Origin of the sequence: Corynebacterium parakroppenstedtii, from assembly GCF_019754935.1 — a bacterium.
GTDB lineage: Bacteria > Actinomycetota > Actinomycetes > Mycobacteriales > Mycobacteriaceae > Corynebacterium > Corynebacterium parakroppenstedtii.
In genome coordinates this window covers 114,047-131,447 of the sequence record NZ_JAGSOA010000001.1, presented here as the reverse complement: position 1 = coordinate 131,447, position 17,401 = coordinate 114,047, and the positions used below count along the sequence as shown (strand labels likewise).

The window sequence follows — 17,401 nt, the reverse complement described above, 5'->3', positions numbered from 1 at the left end:
CGCGAAGTCGGAGGCTTCCGATAATCCAGGACTAGCCGACGACGGAGGCGTTCTACGCCGTGAAACGGAACAGCTTACTAGCAGCGAAACCGCCGAGAGCCGACCACATAAGCATGATCACGAGAGCGAAAACGTTGAAACTCCCGTGGAACGCGTCGATAAGTCCTTGAGTCAGGGCGACCGAGGGGAAGAGCATGAGAAGCGCATGAATGCCCTCGCGAATTCCCGGCTCCATCGCGACGATTGCCGCGACACCCATGAGCCCGAACCACAGGAGATTCCCTAGCGCCAGAACAACCTCGGAATGGAGTGTGCCGCCCAATAACAGCCCTAACGCGGTGAATGCGACAGCTCCCACGATGAGGAAAACAATCCCCATCACGACGCCGAGGGGAGTCGTCGACCACCCCATGACCATGGCAATCGCACCAAGAACCAGGGTTTGAAGTAACACGACGACCACAACGGCACACGCTTTACCTGCAATAATGGCCCACTTCGGGAGGGCTGAGGCTCCCATCCGCTTCAAGGCTCCATATCGACGGTCGAAGACGACAGCAATCGCCTGCCCCGTGAATCCCGCGGACATTACTGCCACGGCTAAGACCATGGGGAACAGCCGCGCGATCGGATCGTCAAGGTCGAGGAAGGGCATCAATGTGAAGCCGATGAGCATGGCAATGGGGATGACCATCGAGAGAAGCTGCTGCTCACCGTGACGCAAGAACAGGAGAGTCTCCATTCTCGCTTGAGCAGAAACAAGCTTCGTCGTGGAGGCTCGTTGGGGCTGTGGTGTAAACGTCCCCGGCGCGAAACGCGAATCCTCGGCGGTCTCAGTGTCCTGAGCAGAGGCCTCAGTGGGGGATTGGGGGTCAGTAGGAGACTGTGTGCCGCGATTGTCTGCCATCATTTAGGACCTCATCTCTCGTCCGGTGATATCCAAGAAGACGTCCTCAAGACTCCGATGGTCCACCGTTAGATCGGTAATTAGGATTCCTTGAGCACTAGCAGCGGCCGCTATAGCACTCACTGCTCCTGGGTTGGCCTGTCCGTCTACGCGGTAATGCTGTGGGCGCACAGCAGAGACACGAAGGGGTGGCTGGCTCACTTTCGGCGCGTCATCGGACCCCGCTTGGGCAGCACCTTTGCGGGTATTCTCTGCCAGAAAACTGTTCGCAGCCGATAAATCGAGCGCGCCCGACGTCGTTAAGGAAATTCGCGCATCGGCCGCGTTCGTTAATTCCTGTGTGGTCCCGTGGGCGACGACACGGCCATGATCAATGATCAACACGGTATCCGCTAATGATTCCGCTTCATCCATCATGTGGGTGGTGAGCAATACGGTCACCCCATCCCGACGGAGGGAGCTGATTAAATCCCATACAGCTAATCGTGACTGAGCGTCCAAACCAGCAGTGGGTTCATCTAAGAAGATGACTTCCGGCCGGCCGACTAACGCACAGGCCAATGAGAGCCGCTGCTTCTGGCCACCACTGAGCCGACGGTACGGCGTTTGGGCATGGTCAGTCAGCCCGACGATCTCCAGAAGCCAGGAGGGATCTAGAGGATTCTGACTGTAACTCGCCAACAGAGACAGCATCTCTTTGACTCGGATTCCTGGGTACGAACCCCCGTTCTGGAGCATGATGCCGATACGGGCACGAATCTCGTCAGTTTGTGTTGACGGGTCCATCCCGAGAAGCTCAATCGATCCGGAATCGGGAGTCTGGAATCCCTCACATATTTCGATCGTTGTGGTTTTACCGGCACCATTTGGGCCCAGCAGAGCGAAAACTTCGCCACGACGAACTGAAAAGCTGATGCCATCGACGGCCCGCCGGGATTTGAAAGTCCGGACGACGGAATCGAGGATTAACGCATCACCACGCGAATTTTTCGAGTGAGTCACAGGGTACGAGTGTAGCGCGACGAACTGATACCGACAGAGAGACTCAGCGTTAGCTACCGCAGTGAACGCGACCGGTCACGATTGCCCATGTTCTTCCTCGTCTTGTGATGGGCGCTACGCGAGATTCTGGCCCTCGATGTGTGGTTGCGATCCACATGTCCAAGCACAATCCCTGGGGATCGAACCTCGATGACCTTGAGAATGAAATACCCCAGTACCGCCAAGACTAGGAAGCTTAATGCGGCGACGATATATGTTTGAGTCACGCTCCACGCAGGCAACTTCAGTCCGCGAGGAAGAACGAAGAAACTGAGAATGATGGAATAGATGACGGCCGTATTTCTGAATAGAGGACGGTTCGCCCACGCAGCGAGCGGAGTGATGGCCCACAACGCGTACCAAGGGTGAACAACGGGGAAAAGAAGAACGAGAACAAGCATTCCGACCCCATATCCACCGACGGGATGGAGGCGACCACGATAGGTCGCCACGAGCATGCGGACCATCCACAGCGCAGCAACAGCCAACCCCACCCCGTGGATAAACGACGTCATAGCCTCGGTATGGTCGCCCAGACCGAGCAGGCTTCCTAGGAAGCCAGCAAAAATACCGAGCAGAGTGGTAATCGACATCCAGCTGACGATATCGGCTGCTCCGCCCTGCACGGTAAGCCATTGAAGGCCGAGGCCAGAAGCGAACGATAAGCCGACGACGAAAAACATCAACAGGGATCCGACGATCACAGTGGCGAGCAGCCACGCATGTTTGCGGTGGATGGAGCGAATGAGCATGACCCACACAAAGCCCAGCGCAACAATGCTGGTCACTTTGACCATGATCGCACAACAGATCGCTCCGACGCCGGCAACGAAATACAGTATGCTTCGCCGAGTGAACAGCGTCGACGCCGGCGTCGTCGGTTCTATAGAAGCCACGGAGGAAAACTCAGACCCGGACGAGGAGTCCTCCAACGGACGTTCGAAAGCTCTGAAGCACCATTCCATCCCGACCATCAATAGGCCGAGCATGATTGACTCGTTATGGATACCGCCGACAAGGTGAAGGAGCGATAATGGGTTTAACACGCCAAGCCACAACGCAGCCGATGCCTCCACACCACAGCGGCGGGCGAGTTTGATGACAGCCCATGCGCACAATGTTAGGCCGATAATTGACACCAGCCGGTAGAGGAAAACAGCCGCAATAATGTTCTCGTTGGTTAACCACGAGATCACTTGGCCACCCATGATGGCGACAGGTCCATAGGGGGACGGCGAGTGGGACCACACTAAAGGCACCGATCGAGCAAGAGGATCTGCTACGCCTAATAAATCAACCGGACCACCTTGATACGGGTTGAGGCCTCGAGCTGCAATCGCACCCTGAGCTATATACGAATAAATGTCCTGGGTGAAGAGCGGAGCGGTAAAGCCCAGAGGGATGACCCACGCAACAAAGGTTCGAACCATCACCGGTGCGGTAGCCCAACCATGCCCTTGCTCCCGTGGCCCGGCTAAAGCGAAATACCCCATGAGTGCCCACGCGGTAACCAGAAAACCGATGCCAACGAACACAAGCACAGTGGAAGTCAACAGCATTCGTCCCATGAGGTTGGCAATGGGGAAGTCCCAGAGGGTGTTGTCAACAACAGGCATCGCCCCTGCACCCCAACCCCCAATCATTATTAGGACGGATCCGAAGGCTCCAAGCCACCGCAAGAGCGCGAATCGACGAAGATCGGAAACCCCAAAACGCTTTGAGCGGGGCCGCGCCGGGCCTTCACCGTGAAAAACTTCGGCGGATCGTGAACCAGCTACCCCAAACTCCGGGACGACGGAGGAAATTTCGCGCCGGCTAATGTCCAGGAGTCGATGGAAGAACGATGGTCCATGAGTGCCCATATGTAGGTCCTCCCATCGTTTCCCCACTAGTTCTTCTCATCAGTGCATAAGGCCCATGCACTGCACGTTCACGCGCATTGAGCCCCTCACATTCAAGCACGGCCTATTCCAAGGCATTGCCATCACGTCGAGTGTAGTCAACGTCGCCGGCTGAACTGTTTTTGTATCCCCCGTCCGGACTAGCAAAACAAACCGTAATTCACCCCCTCTGTGTAGGAATAGAATTCCGACACACTAATGTTGTGTAAAGTGTGATAGCGCAGGTGGGGACAGCCCCACGCTATGCACCGTCGTGGGCAGAGACCTCCATGTGTGGCCTCATACTCACGACACTTCACGTGTGACGGCGTGAAACACAAAGCGATCCTGGGCTTACACACCGGATGACAAGCAGCGACGAAACTCCGCCCTGTCGGATGCTTCGTTTTCGTGAGAGAGGAAGGCGCTATGAACGACCATGCCCCCGGACCAGAGGGTCAGACTCGTCAACGCATCATGTCCCTCCTCCTTCACCACGGAACAATGAGCGCATCCGAGCTAAGCAAAGAGCTGAAGTTAAGCGCTGCAGGAGTTCGACGCCACGTCGATAATCTGGTGTCAGACGGCTTAGCGGAAGAGGCCCCAGCAACAGGTGGAGCGCCTCGCGGACGTGGCCGCCCAGCCCGCGTTTTCCGGTTAACGGATAAAGGAAGAGGCAACTTCGGCTACGACTATGACCGCGTCGCGGTACTAGCTCTCGAAGCACTACGAGATGCCGGTGGTCCTAACGCTGTTATTCACTTCGCCCAGCAGCGGATGAGCGATATTCTTCGCGAAGCGGGGCTGGATGACGAGGTTTCCGACCTTACTGACCCCGACGATGTCGAGGCCATGGTCACCAAGGTTGCCGATGCCCTGAGTAAACACGGGTATGCAGCAACTGTGGACAAAGCTGGTGGTGGAATCCAAATCTGCCGTCATCATTGTCCCATTCAAGGAGTCGCCGAGCACTTTCCTGAGATGTGTGCCGCTGAACATCAGGCGGTTCGCGAGGTCTTGGGCCACCACACTCAACCTTTAGCCACCATCGTCGATGGGAACGGGGTGTGCACGACGCATATCCCCTTGGAACCCGTCATTAACCAGAAGCGCGATAAGGGGAGTGGCGGTGAACGCCAGCCAGCTTCGTCGACATCATCATGAGTCCATAATCTGCCGTAATTTTCACTTCCGGAAAATTGACCATCATCACACGCAACATAAGAGGAGTCACAGCTCATGACCCAAACACCGACAGCTCCTGCCGGGCCACAATCATCACCTCAAAGTGATGAAGAGATCATTGAATCCATCGGAGGTGGATATAACTACGGATGGCATGACAGCGACGTAGCCGGAGCCTCCGCGCGGCGCGGCATTGATGAAGATGTTGTTAAGGACATCTCAGCAAAGAAGAGTGAGCCGGAATGGATGTTGAAGAACCGTCTCAAGGCTCTCTCCATCTTCCAAAAGAAGCCGGTGCCCAACTGGGGTGCGGACCTGTCCGGAATCGATTTCGACCAGATCAAATACTTCGTCCGCTCCACAGAAAAACAAGCCGCGACGTGGGATGACCTCCCGGAGGACATCAAGAACACCTACGATCGCATTGGTATCCCGGAGGCGGAAAAAGAGCGCCTCGTCGCTGGCGTTGCTGCACAGTATGAATCTGAGGTTGTCTACCACCAAATCCGTCAGGATCTGGAAAAACAAGGCGTCATTTTCGTTGATACCGATACGGCTTTGCGCGATTACCCCGAGTTATTTAAAGAGTACTTCGGGACCGTTATTCCAGCCGGTGACAACAAATTCGCTGCGCTGAACACCGCGGTGTGGTCCGGCGGCTCATTCATTTACGTGCCGAAGGGCGTTCACGTCGAAATCCCTCTTCAGGCCTATTTCCGCATTAACACGGAGAACATGGGCCAGTTCGAGCGCACGCTGATCATCGTCGACGAAGATGCTTACGTCCACTACGTCGAGGGATGTACGGCACCTATCTACAAGACGGACTCGCTGCACTCAGCCGTCGTCGAGATCATTGTTAAAAAGGGCGGTCGCTGCCGGTACACGACCATCCAGAACTGGTCCAACAACGTCTACAACCTGGTCACCAAGCGCACGAAGTGCGAAGAGGGTGCCACCATGGAGTGGATCGACGGCAACATCGGATCCAAGGTGTCGATGAAATACCCGGCTGTGTGGATGACTGGGCCTTACTCCCGCGGCGAGGTTCTCTCCGTCGCGATGGCCGGTGAAGGCCAGTACCAGGACACTGGCGCCAAGATGGTGCACATGGCTCCTCACACGAGTTCCAACATTGTGTCGAAGTCGGTCGCTCGCGGTGGCGGACGTGCCGCCTACCGTGGCCTCGTCAAAGTTAACCCGAACGCGCATCACTGCACGGCCAATGTCGAGTGTGACGCCCTGCTCGTCGATAAGATTTCGCGGTCGGACACCTATCCATACAATGACATCCGCAATGACCATGTTTCCCTTGGTCACGAGGCTACGGTTTCCAAAGTGTCTGAGGATCAGCTCTTCTATCTCATGAGCCGAGGCCTCGCTGAAGACGACGCCATGGCGATGATTGTTCGTGGCTTTGTCGAGCCCATTGCGAAAGAGTTGCCCATGGAATATGCCCTCGAACTCAATCGCCTCATTGAATTGCAAATGGAAGGATCCGTGGGATAGATGACTGACGTACTCAAGGCCGAGGATGTCGAAGCTGCCGCCGACAAGGCAAAAGAAGTCGGCGCGTTCGACGCCAACACAACCAACACCACAGGGGCAAAAACCAAAGGCGACGTCTTCACGTCGTTCAATGTCGACGATTTCTCCGTCCCCCGCGGCCGCGACGAGGATTGGCGTTTCACTCCGTTGCGACGGCTCAACGGGCTTCATGACGGGTCGTTCCCCGGTGAACACGCGCCGAACCCGGTCACCGCAGATATCCCTGAGGGAACATCCGGCGTACACGTAGAAGAGGTTCCGGCCGACGATGACCGCCTACGGGCAGCCGGAGCCCCCGTGGATCGCGTCGGTGCGCAGGTCTTCGCCAGCCTTCAACGCGGAACCGTCCTCACCATCGACGACAACACGGTTGTCGACGGCGACATCACGTTGACGTTCACGGGTACTGGCCCCGACACCACGTCTTTCGGCGCGCTCGCCGTCGTCGCTGGTGAACACACCGAAGCCAACGTCGTCCTCCGATTCGAGGGGCACGGCAACTACGCAGATTTCCACTCGTACTCGATTGGAACAGGTGCGCATGTCAACGTCGCCATTATCGACGACATGGAGGACGACGCTGTCCACCTGGCCAATGAGCAGCTCCGACTGGATCGCGATGCCGTCATGCGCCACGGATACAGCGCCTTCGGCGGCTCCGTGGTGCGCAATATCTCCCACGTAGCGTTCAAAGCTCCTGGGGCTGACTGCGAACTCTCCGGTGTGTACTTTGCCGACGACGGACAATACTTCGAGCAACGCCTACTCGTTGACCACTCTGAGGCGAATTGCCGCTCCAACGTGATGTACAAAGGGGCACTCCAAGGCGATCCGAACTCGGACCTCCCCGAAACACGCACAGCGTGGGTTGGCGACGCACTCATCCGCGCACAAGCCGACAACACGGACACATACGAGAAAAACATGAATCTCGTTTTGTCCGAGGGCGCGCGCGCAGATGCCGTTCCGAACCTCGAAATCGCCACCGGCGAAATCATTGGCGCTGGTCACGCGGCCACCGTCGGACGCTTCGACGACGAACAGCTCTACTACCTGATGAGCCGTGGGATCCCCGAGCCCGTTGCCCGACGCCTTATCGTCCACGGATTCTTCACCGAAGTCATTTCACGAATCCCGATACCGGCCGTCCAAGATGAACTCGAAAAACGCGTCTCCGAGGAACTCGACACTGTCAGCCTCGACGAGCTGAATTCACTGAGCTAATCCATCCACCGTGCGTCACTAGCTGTATCTCACGGATCATCAAACACAAGGAGAACAATGAGTACCCTCGAAATTCGCGACCTCGAAGCCGTCGTCAAGCCCACCGAACCAGGGGAAGAGCCAAAGCAAATCCTCAAGGGCGTCAACCTAACCATCAACTCAGGTGAAACCCACGCAATCATGGGCCCCAACGGATCAGGCAAATCGACCCTGTCATACACGATTGCCGGCCACCCCCGTTATGAAGTTACCGGCGGGGAAGTGCTGTTAGACGGCGAAAACATCATCGACATGTCTGTAGATGAACGAGCCCGAGCCGGTTTGTTCCTCGCTATGCAGTACCCGGTTGAGGTTCCCGGCGTGTCCATGGCTAACTTCCTCCGCACCTCAGCAACCGCAGTTCGTGGAGAAGCTCCACGGCTACGTGACTGGATCAAGGAAGTTAAAGACGCCCAAAAAGAACTCAAGATCGACACCTCATTTTCCGAGCGTGCCGTCAATGAAGGGTTCTCCGGCGGCGAAAAGAAGCGTCACGAAATTCTGCAGCTATCGTTGCTCAAGCCCAAGTTCGCCATTCTCGACGAGACGGACTCCGGGCTCGATGTCGACGCCCTCCGGATCGTGTCTCAGGGGATCAACGACTACAAAGAGCAGAACAATGGCGGAATCATGCTCATTACGCACTACAAGCGCATTCTGAACTATGTACGCCCTGACTTTGTGCACGTCTTCGCCAACGGCCGCGTCGTTACGACGGGTGGCCCTGAGCTCGCCGACAAGCTCGAAGAAGAAGGCTACGACGCTTTCGTAGGCTAACCAGCCCATAGTGAATGGCGATCATGACGACGTCGCCATTCACTTTTTATTCACACACTTTTTAGATGCAACCAGCGAAAGCTTGCAGGAGGAAGGTTACTGACGGTGGAAATTCCAGAGCTCACACGAAACGGGGTGTTGGATGTCGACGCAGTGCGCGCGGAATTCCCCATCCTGCACCGTACTGTTCGCGACGATAAACCCCTCATCTTTCTAGACTCCGGTGCCACATCACAACGACCGGAACGTGTGCTTCGCGAAGAATTTCACTTCCTCACCCACACCAATGCGCCCGTTCACCGCGGCTCCTATCAACTCGCAGAAGAAGCGACGGAAGCCTACGAGGACGCGCGCGAACGCATCGCTCACTTCGTCGGGGCCGATGAGCCAGAAATTGCGTTCACAAAAAACGCCACGGAGGCACTCAACGAAGTCGCTTACCTCTTGGGCGATGATCGCGCCGGGGAATTCCAGGTTAAAGAGGGCGATGAAGTCGTCGTCACGGAAATCGAGCATCACGCTAACTTGATTCCGTGGCAGGAATTGTGCCGCCGTACGGGTGCCCACCTGAAGTGGTATTCGGCGACCGACGATGGACGGGTTGACCTCGATTCCCTGACGTTGAGCGACCGCACGAAGGTTGTCGCGTTTACGCATCAATCGAATGTGACTGGTGCCCAGCCCGACGTGGAAGAGCTTGTGTCGCGTGCGCATAGTGTTGGGGCCGTGGCGGTGCTCGATGCATGCCAGTCCGTGCCACACAAAGCAGTGGACTTCCACGCACTTGACGTCGATTTTTCGGCGTTTTCGGGACATAAAATGCTGGGCCCGAATGGGGTAGGGGTCATGTACGGTAAGGCGGACATCCTTGCCCAGATGCCACCCTTCCTCACTGGTGGTTCCATGATTACGACAGTCCAGATGGACCATTCTGGATACACAGAACCACCACAGCGGTTTGAGGCTGGAACGCAGATGACCAGCCAGGTTGTCGGTCTCGGGGCTGCCGTACAATTCCTCCAGGCCGTTGGGATGGACGCTGTCGAAAAGCACGAGCACATGCTCACTAAATATGCTTTGGAGAAACTCAACGATATTGACGGGCTGCGCATCATTGGCCCAACAACGCCCGAACACCGGGGCAGTTCGGTGAGCTTCTCTCTCGACGGGGTCCACCCACATGACCTCAGCCAGGTTCTTGACGACGACGGCATCGCTGTCCGCTCTGGCCACCATTGTGCGTGGCCTATCCACCGTCGGATGGGGATCCAGGCTTCGGCGCGCGCGTCGTTCTATATTTACAACACTCTCGACGAAGTGGATAAGCTGGCAGAATCTATTTGTCGTGCACGAGACTTTTTTGGGGTGACGCGATGAGACTCGAATCCATGTACCAGGAAGTGATCCTGGACCACTATAAAAATCCGCAACATGCAGGCTTGAGGGAACCTTTTGATGCGGAGGTACACCACGTCAACACGTCCTGTGGTGATGAAATAACTCTGCGTGTTCAGCTCTCCGACGATGGGTCAACGATCCAAGACATCTCTTACGAGGCGTCGGGGTGCTCTATCAGCCAAGCGTCGACGTCGGTGATGGCCGAAGAATTAATCGGCCAAAGTGTTGACGACGCGTCGAAGAAACTGGCTGAGTTTGAACGGATGGTGACGTCCCGTGGGCAGGTTGAGGGCGATGAAGATCTCATTGGAGATGGGATCGCATTTGCCGGTGTTGCTCAATACCCCGCTCGCGTGAAGTGCGCGCTGTTAGCGTGGAAAGCTCTTCAAGCTGCTGCCACTGAGGCGATGGCTGATGCGGGCCACGACAAAGCTGCAGCACAGCTGAACTCATCGTCGTCAACGACAAGTTCGTAGTTTTCGGTGAATAGCGGCTAGTGGTTATGCCAGACCACGCATCATCGATGCATCATGGACAGCAAGCAGTAAGTGGAAACAATGACAGCCGGGTGATCCCCGTAGATAGTGCGCACTCAGGAAGAACGAGGAGTTCCAATGGCACAAGACGACACGACCACACAAGATCAAGCTGCCAGTTCGTATGAATCCTATGACGACGCAGGTTCGGTAACCGGACCGGGTACGGGAATGGACGGGTCTATCCCCAGTGTTCCAGACCTACCGCCGATGAACGATGACCAGCAGAAAATCGCTAATGCGGTCCAGGACAGCCTGTACGATGTCGTCGACCCTGAGCTGGGCATCAACGTTGTTGATCTTGGGTTGGTTTACGACATTTGGGTCGACGAGGATGGCAATGTTGTGGTCTACATGACATTGACCTCTCCTGCCTGCCCGCTCACAGACATGCTGGAAGACCAGTCAACAGATGCTGTGGTTGGCCGCGGTATTGCTGACAATATGCGTATTGAGTGGGTGTGGACTCCGCCGTGGGGACCGCACATGATTACTGAAGAGGGCAGAGAGCAACTCCGTGCCCTCGGGTTCGCTGTCTAGCTCGGCTTGAGTTCGGGCATTTCGTGCCGACGTGAACCACCGACCCGACTTACCGACGTGGGAGCGGGGTGGCACTCCCACGCAACAGAGACATAAACGTGCGTCGGGCCAGTGAACGTTTGGCTTTACGTTCCTCTCGTGAATGTCCGTCCGGTTTAATCATCACCCTCACGAGGCGAGCGACGACGGACACCATGGATCGGGCGATATCCAACCCGTGAGAGGACGTCAGGTAGTCGCGAATCCGTGGCGGGGACATGGCGAAGAATTCGCGATAAAACAGGCGCATCTCCTCTGGTTTCAGTTGGAGCGTTGCGCCCAAGCCACGCCGTTGAAGCCATCCTGCCACCCATCCTCCAGGAGGCCCGTGTACTGCTCCGACGGTACGTCGAAGAAGACTCGGGTATCGGGTCCAATGGGCAGCCCAGCCGATTTCTTTATCAGCGCGATCTACCGCAGTTCCGATGCTGTAACCAGTGGCAGCGTGCATCAATCCCGCAGCTGCACCCCATGGAAAAATGCTTGTCACACCGTTGTTTCGACGTGTTACGTGCGGGATTCGTCGTCGTAGGGGTGCGACGGGAAAACTCACGACTTCCTCGCGAACAGCGTGCCGACGCGCGGTTTCTGGACCAATACCGAGCTGTTCGAGTCGCCGGTCGAGCGCCCATCGCAAATGTTCCACTTGCGCTGTTTCGGAATGTGGCGAGTGCTCAGGTCCGCGGCATGATGTTGCGACAATTGTTTCCTCGATCAGCCATCGGCCGTGTCCCAGAGGCATCCGATAGTTGAACGTCATACGAGAAAATGCATCAACGCCTGGATGGGCCGTCGTCGATGCACCGTCGTCGGATGTCGGGCGGGAACAAGAAGCACCGTCAGGTAAAGTTCGCATGTCCATCAGCACTGACCGACGGTGGTCGCGCGGTAGAAGATGCTCGGGGAGGACTAGCCCTACCGCGAGTTGCCGAACTGGGAGGAAACCACCGCTCGACGCGCGTGTATCAATGACCACGTGCCCGTCGTCACGCGTGGAGTCATACCACTGGTCGTGAATAGATAGAGATTGCGTGCCGCCCGCGTCACGCAACTGGTCACGTAACGCATCCGGATTGAGAATGACATAGGTCTCCGGAAGGGCAACTTCCCAACCGTCGCCGCACACACGTGGCCGAGACTGGGAGAAATATGGATGCGGATGCTGACGTAGCCACTGCGGTATTTGGTGTGCCCACGCACCCATCGTCGGCGGGTAATGCGAACCATGTGGGTCCCAGCATTCCACGGAATAACCGGAACGGAGCGCAGCAACAGACGCTGCTGTTCCTGCAGGACCTAGCCCGACCACCGAAAAACGCATAACCTCACTGTATCGTCAGAGCAGCATCGGAACTGGAACGAGGATTAGCGAGGGGCAGCACCGCCCGTAAAACACTGAGTAGTTCGCCCAACGGTAAGGCCATAGTCGATGGTGTGAACAAAGCCGCGTCCACGCGATATACTGCCGGCTTGTGATTACCACCGAGGATCTTGACGTTCGCGTTGGCGCGCGAACACTTCTGACAGCACCTGGACACCATCTGCGCGTCCAACCCGGGGATCGCATCGGTCTTGTGGGCCGCAACGGTGCAGGCAAAACGACGACCATGCGTATTTTGGCGGGAGAAACACAGGCTTACGGTGGAACTGTTATTCGGTCCGGCGATATTGGGTACCTTCCCCAAGATTCAAAAGAAGGCGATATCGAACAGTCGGCACGGGATCGTGTGCTATCCGCCCGTGGGCTCGATCGGCTTCGTTCTTCCATGGATCGGCAGCAGGAAATCATGGAGACCGGTACCGACGCTCGTCGCGATGCGGCGATCCGCAAGTTTTCGCGCCTTGAAGAGCGTTATCACTCGTTGGGCGGGTATGAGGCTGATGCTGAAGCCGCGCGGATTTGCGATGCGCTTGGCCTTCCCGCGCGCGTGTTGGATCAGCCGCTCAAGACTCTTTCAGGTGGTCAACGGCGTCGCGTCGAATTAGCTCAGATTCTCTTCGCAGCATCCACCGGAGGTGGAAAATCCGACACCACGCTGCTCCTCGACGAGCCAACGAACCACTTGGATTCAGACTCCATCACATGGTTGCGCGATTTCTTGTGCAAGCACGACGGCGGTTTAGTGGTTATCTCTCACGACGTTGAATTGCTCGAGGCCGTGTGTAACAAGGTGTGGTTCCTGGATGCCACGCGGGCCGAAGCCGATGTGTACAACATGGGGTGGAAAAAATACCAACAGGCACGCGCCACCGACGAGACTCGTCGTCGACGTGAAAAGGCAAATGCGGAAAAGAAAGCCGCAGCACTACGGGCTCAGGCTGCACGGTTCGGGGCGAAGGCAACAAAAGCAGCTGCTGCCAAGCAGATGCTAGCGCGCGCAGACCGCATCGTCAGCGAACTCGATGAGGTCCATGTATCGGATAGGGTTGCGCATATTTCATTTCCTGAACCTGCTCATTGTGGTAAAACTCCGCTCAACGCCCACGGTTTAACGAAGATGTATGGGTCTCTCGAAGTTTTCGCTGGGGTGGACTTAGCCATCGACAAGGGTTCCCGCGTCGTCATTTTGGGTTATAACGGTGCTGGAAAGACGACCCTCCTTAAGCTCCTCGCCGGCGTCGAACGGAGCGATGGGGAAGGGGGAATTGTTACTGGCCACGGGCTCAAAGTTGGCTATTTCGCGCAGGAGCATGACACGATCGACCCCGACGCTTCCGTGTGGGAAAACACTGTTCAGGCATGTCCCGATTCCGGTGAACAAGACCTCCGCGGTCTCCTCGGTGCTTTTATGTTCTCGGGCGATCAGCTTCAGCAACCGGCTGGCACCTTGTCTGGTGGTGAGCAGACCCGTCTTGCGTTGGCGGCTCTTGTTGCGTCTCGCGCGAACGTCTTGCTCTTAGATGAGCCGACAAACAATCTTGATCCTGTCTCGCGTGAGCAAGTCCTTGCGGCTTTACGGACGTACACGGGTGCGGTTGTCCTTGTCACGCACGATCCTGGAGCAGTCAAGGCCCTTAATCCGGAGCGTGTCATTGTCCTTCCCGATGGCGACGAGGACATGTGGAATGACGAATATATGGAGATCGTGGAGCTCACGTAGACGGGCGACTATGTAATGCGCCCCTCGAGTCGGGCGCACCACCCTGGCAGAATCAGAAGAAAGTCCTTAGAGTGGATGTATGTCTGATAAGAAGAATGTACTAATCATTGGTGGACACGGTAAAGTTGCGCTGAAGCTCGCACCCCTGCTGGTGAGAGATGGTTTCAGCGTTCATTCACTCATTCGGAATCCAGATCAGAGTGAGGACATCACCAAAACCGGCGCAAACCCGGTTGTTAAAGACGTCGCCTCCTTGACCGCTGAAGAGTGGGATGAGCTTCTCATTGGCGTCGACGCGATCGTGTGGAGCGCCGGAGCTGGTGGCAAGGGTGGTACCGAAGCGACCTATGCCGTCGACCGCGACGCAGCGATAGCATCGATCGATGCTGCTCAACGGTCAGAGAGCTCCCCGCGCTACATCATGGTCAGCTTCTGGGGCTCAACAACCGTCGACCTACCCGAGGACAACTCGCTCTATCACTATTCACTAGCCAAGCGTGCTGCGGACCAACATCTGTTGGATTCCTCATTAGATTTCGCCATCCTGGCACCGACGGCGCTCACCATGGAGCGGGCCAAAGGAATCGACGTCCACACCGTAGAGGACACCGCAAACCAGGAGCGCCCCGCAGATACGTCCCGAGAGCTCGTCGCTCACGTAGCAGCGTATGAGGTTGAAGCACCGACCGCGCCGAATAAGATCATTCCGTTCGCCGACGGTGACTCGCAGCTAGGCGACGCTCTGGGATAGCTCCCGAGAGTATGAGCGGCAGAAATCGACGAAGTTTGCGAGAATCTGCCGCGCGGGGGATACGTCGACTTTCGCGGTAGCGTTGACGATGGACGTGAACTCATCGACGCCGAAGTAACCGTAGTTGCGGTAGAACTCCATCCGCTGACGCAGCCCCGACGCATCCATTTCGGCGTGGAATTGTGTGGCCCACTGTGTCTCACCAATCCGGAAAATCTGGATCGGGCAGGCATCACCATATGCCAACAGGGTGGCGTCCTGGGGGAGGATCTCGATATTTTCCGTGTGGCCGGTAAATGCTTGGAACGTTAAGGGAAGCGACCGGCACAGCGGGTCCGACGCGGCAGCGTCGGTCAAGCAAACCTGCGTCGGTCCGGAGTCTTCGGGATGAAGGCGGGCGATGGTTCCGCCATGAGTATCTGCTAAGACATGGGCGCCGAAGCAGATATTTATGACAGGAATCCTGGTCCCCGTAAGTGCTCTCAGAAGGCGCTCGACGTGTTCCTGCTCCTCATCTTTGTGAGGATTAGTCACTGTATGGGGCGAGCCACCGACGAAGATGCCGTCGATACCGTGAAGATCTCCCAGTTCAGCGGATTCGCTATCAAGCATTCGCTGTTCAAGCTCGTGAGGTTGAAGGCCGCTAGCGCTCATGAAGTCATAAAGTTCGCTTGCGGCAACATCAGCTCCGTGACGAGGCGAGAACAGCACAAAATTCATAGCAGACAGCTTAGTCTATATCCGTCGATCTTGTAAATTCGCTTTTCAAGGCCAAACAATGCCAGAGATTAATTCCTAAAACCATGAACAGGCGCAGGGAGCTGACCGCTGCGACGAATAAACGTTGCTGACGATGCTCCATGAACTGGCATGATCGGGGCTCGTCCCAGAAGACCACCGAAGTCAACGTCGTCTCCCACGGTCTTCCCGGGAACCGGAATAACTCGTACAGCAGTTGTTTTATGGTTCATCATACCGATCGCTGCTTCGTCGGCAATCATCCCAGAAATCGTCTCGGGGGGAGTATCGCCCGGAACTGCAACCATGTCCAACCCCACTGAACAAATCGAGGTCATTGCCTCTAATTTATCCAAGGTGATTGACCCTTCGCGAGCCGCATCAATCATGCCAGCATCTTCACTAACTGGAATGAAAGAACCTGATAGCCCACCAACATGCGAGCAGGCCATCATCCCGCCCTTCTTGACCGCATCGTTCAGCAAAGCCAAGGCTGCCGTCGTGCCATGCGTCCCGACCTTCCCAAGCCCCATTTCCTCAAGAATATGAGCGACCGAATCACCGATTTCAGCAGTAGGGGCGAGGGAAAGATCGACAATTCCAAAACGTTTGCCTAGACGGTCTGCAGCTAATGTCCCCACAAGCTGCCCCATCCGAGTCACTTTAAAGGCGGACTTCTTAATGACTTCCGCCATGTCATCAAATGAGCAATCAGGCACCTTTGCGAGGGCACGTTGGATAACCCCGGGGCCTGATACGCCGACGCTGACTACGCAATCGGGCTCTTCAATTCCATGGAACGCGCCGGCCATGAAGGGGTTGTCGCCAACAGCGTTGGAGAAGACGACGAGTTTGGCTGGCCCCAACACCGAGTTCTCTGTGTTGGAGTGTGCCGATTCAACGATCACTTCACCCATCCGCCCGATGGCGTCCATATTCAGTCCGGCACGGGAGGAGCCAATATTGACCGATGAACATACCAACCCGGTGGATGCCAGGGCTTCGGGAATGGAATCGATAAGCGCCCGATCGTATTTCGTCATTCCCTTTTCGACGAGGGCAGAATAGCCGCCGACGAAGTCCACACCGGTGTTTTTCGCCGCTTTATCCAAGGCGTGAGCAAGGGGTGTCGGATCCACACAGTCTGAGGCAGCGGCGACGAGAGACACAGGGGTGACTGATACGCGCTTGTTGACAATAGGTATTCCGAGTTCTCGGGAAATCCCTTCGGCCACCGGAACGAGATGCTCAGCGCAGCTCGTAATGGTGTCATAAATATGAGTGGCAGCCTTCTCGATATCAGAATTCGCACAGTGGAGAATGTTGATTCCCATGGTCACGGTGCGAATATCGAGACGCTGCTCCTCAATCATGGAAATGGTCTCGAGAATATTATGCTTTGTATCCATACCAACACCGGCCTATAACTCGTGCATGGCACGGAAAATAGCTTCCGACTGAAGACGTATCTTGAGTTTCTGCTCTACCTCTACGGGTTTCATAGCATCCTGTAGAGCATCGAGACTTTGAGAATTCTCATCAAAATCTACTTGCAGAATCATGGTGAAATAATCACCCATAATTGTTTGAGACACGTTAGTAATATTTGCGTCTACTTTTGCCAATTGCGTGGCCACAGCAGCGATAATTCCGGTGTGATCTAACCCGGTGACGGTCATGATCGCGATCATGTTATA

At 56.1% G+C, this 17,401-nt stretch carries 16 protein-coding genes; 9 read left to right on the top strand and 7 right to left on the bottom strand.

What is annotated here, in order from left to right:
• Nucleotides 1–52 precede the first annotated feature (52 nt).
• The 3 genes from KCQ76_RS00550 to mptB are packed head-to-tail and all read right to left on the bottom strand — an operon-like array spanning nucleotide 53 to nucleotide 3,810.
• The gene (locus tag KCQ76_RS00550; RefSeq protein WP_046205189.1) at nucleotides 53–910 is read right to left on the bottom strand and encodes an ABC transporter permease; all 858 of its coding nucleotides are present in this window, start codon (nucleotides 908–910) and stop codon (nucleotides 53–55) included.
• Complete coding sequence (locus tag KCQ76_RS00545; protein ID WP_046202300.1) at nucleotides 911–1,909, bottom strand: ABC transporter ATP-binding protein; 999 nt, start codon at nucleotides 1,907–1,909, stop codon at nucleotides 911–913.
• A gap of 53 nt (nucleotides 1,910–1,962) precedes the next feature.
• Nucleotides 1,963–3,810, bottom strand: a complete 1,848-nt coding sequence (gene mptB, locus KCQ76_RS00540) for a polyprenol phosphomannose-dependent alpha 1,6 mannosyltransferase MptB (RefSeq protein WP_052722265.1) — start codon at nucleotides 3,808–3,810, stop codon at nucleotides 1,963–1,965.
• A gap of 447 nt (nucleotides 3,811–4,257) precedes the next feature.
• Here mptB and KCQ76_RS00535 point away from each other — a divergent pair, with 447 nt between their 5' ends.
• The 7 genes from KCQ76_RS00535 (at nucleotide 4,258) to KCQ76_RS00505 (ending at nucleotide 11,075) form a co-directional block, all read left to right on the top strand.
• Nucleotides 4,258–4,992, top strand: coding sequence for a helix-turn-helix transcriptional regulator (locus tag KCQ76_RS00535; protein ID WP_046202301.1), 735 nt, complete (start codon nucleotides 4,258–4,260; stop codon nucleotides 4,990–4,992).
• Nucleotides 4,993–5,067: 75 nt separating this feature from the next.
• A complete protein-coding gene (gene sufB / locus KCQ76_RS00530) occupies nucleotides 5,068–6,522 on the top strand; it encodes a Fe-S cluster assembly protein SufB (protein WP_046202302.1) in 1,455 nt (484 codons plus the stop codon).
• The gene (gene sufD / locus KCQ76_RS00525; protein WP_046202303.1) at nucleotides 6,523–7,785 is read left to right on the top strand and encodes a Fe-S cluster assembly protein SufD; all 1,263 of its coding nucleotides are present in this window, start codon (nucleotides 6,523–6,525) and stop codon (nucleotides 7,783–7,785) included. It abuts the gene before it with no gap.
• 57 nt (nucleotides 7,786–7,842) lie between these two features.
• Nucleotides 7,843–8,601, top strand: coding sequence for a Fe-S cluster assembly ATPase SufC (sufC, locus tag KCQ76_RS00520; RefSeq protein WP_012731590.1), 759 nt, complete (start codon nucleotides 7,843–7,845; stop codon nucleotides 8,599–8,601).
• Nucleotides 8,602–8,706: 105 nt separating this feature from the next.
• Complete coding sequence (locus KCQ76_RS00515; protein WP_102215111.1) at nucleotides 8,707–9,978, top strand: cysteine desulfurase; 1,272 nt, start codon at nucleotides 8,707–8,709, stop codon at nucleotides 9,976–9,978.
• Nucleotides 9,975–10,475: a Fe-S cluster assembly sulfur transfer protein SufU gene (gene sufU, locus KCQ76_RS00510; protein WP_046202304.1), complete on the top strand. Its 501-nt coding sequence runs from the start codon at nucleotides 9,975–9,977 to the stop codon at nucleotides 10,473–10,475. The genes KCQ76_RS00515 and sufU overlap by 4 nt, the downstream gene beginning before the upstream one ends.
• 138 nt (nucleotides 10,476–10,613) lie before the next feature.
• Nucleotides 10,614–11,075, top strand: coding sequence for a metal-sulfur cluster assembly factor (locus KCQ76_RS00505; RefSeq protein ID WP_046202305.1), 462 nt, complete (start codon nucleotides 10,614–10,616; stop codon nucleotides 11,073–11,075).
• A gap of 49 nt (nucleotides 11,076–11,124) precedes the next feature.
• On the opposite strand, the gene KCQ76_RS00500 is transcribed toward KCQ76_RS00505, so the two are convergent.
• Nucleotides 11,125–12,435: a lycopene cyclase family protein gene (locus KCQ76_RS00500; protein ID WP_046202306.1), complete on the bottom strand. Its 1,311-nt coding sequence runs from the start codon at nucleotides 12,433–12,435 to the stop codon at nucleotides 11,125–11,127.
• A gap of 151 nt (nucleotides 12,436–12,586) precedes the next feature.
• Between KCQ76_RS00500 and KCQ76_RS00495 the strand changes: the two genes are divergently transcribed.
• Both KCQ76_RS00495 and KCQ76_RS00490 read left to right on the top strand, forming a co-directional pair.
• Nucleotides 12,587–14,215 carry an ABC-F family ATP-binding cassette domain-containing protein gene (locus KCQ76_RS00495; protein WP_046202307.1) on the top strand — a complete coding sequence of 543 codons (1,629 nt, stop codon included), beginning with the start codon at nucleotides 12,587–12,589 and terminating at the stop codon, nucleotides 14,213–14,215.
• Between the two features lie 79 nt (nucleotides 14,216–14,294).
• A complete protein-coding gene (locus tag KCQ76_RS00490; protein WP_046205190.1) occupies nucleotides 14,295–14,966 on the top strand; it encodes an NAD(P)H-binding protein in 672 nt (223 codons plus the stop codon).
• Here the strand turns inward: KCQ76_RS00490 and KCQ76_RS00485 are convergent.
• The 3 genes from KCQ76_RS00485 to KCQ76_RS00475 all read right to left on the bottom strand — a co-directional run bounded on the left by KCQ76_RS00485 (nucleotide 14,946) and on the right by KCQ76_RS00475 (nucleotide 17,395).
• Nucleotides 14,946–15,686 carry a glutamine amidotransferase gene (locus tag KCQ76_RS00485; RefSeq protein WP_046202309.1) on the bottom strand — a complete coding sequence of 247 codons (741 nt, stop codon included), beginning with the start codon at nucleotides 15,684–15,686 and terminating at the stop codon, nucleotides 14,946–14,948. The genes KCQ76_RS00490 and KCQ76_RS00485 overlap by 21 nt on opposite strands.
• A gap of 68 nt (nucleotides 15,687–15,754) precedes the next feature.
• Nucleotides 15,755–17,113, bottom strand: a complete 1,359-nt coding sequence (locus KCQ76_RS00480; protein ID WP_046202310.1) for a PFL family protein — start codon at nucleotides 17,111–17,113, stop codon at nucleotides 15,755–15,757.
• Between the two features lie 12 nt (nucleotides 17,114–17,125).
• A complete protein-coding gene (locus KCQ76_RS00475) occupies nucleotides 17,126–17,395 on the bottom strand; it encodes an ACT domain-containing protein (RefSeq protein ID WP_041629296.1) in 270 nt (89 codons plus the stop codon).
• Nucleotides 17,396–17,401: the final 6 nt, after the last annotated feature.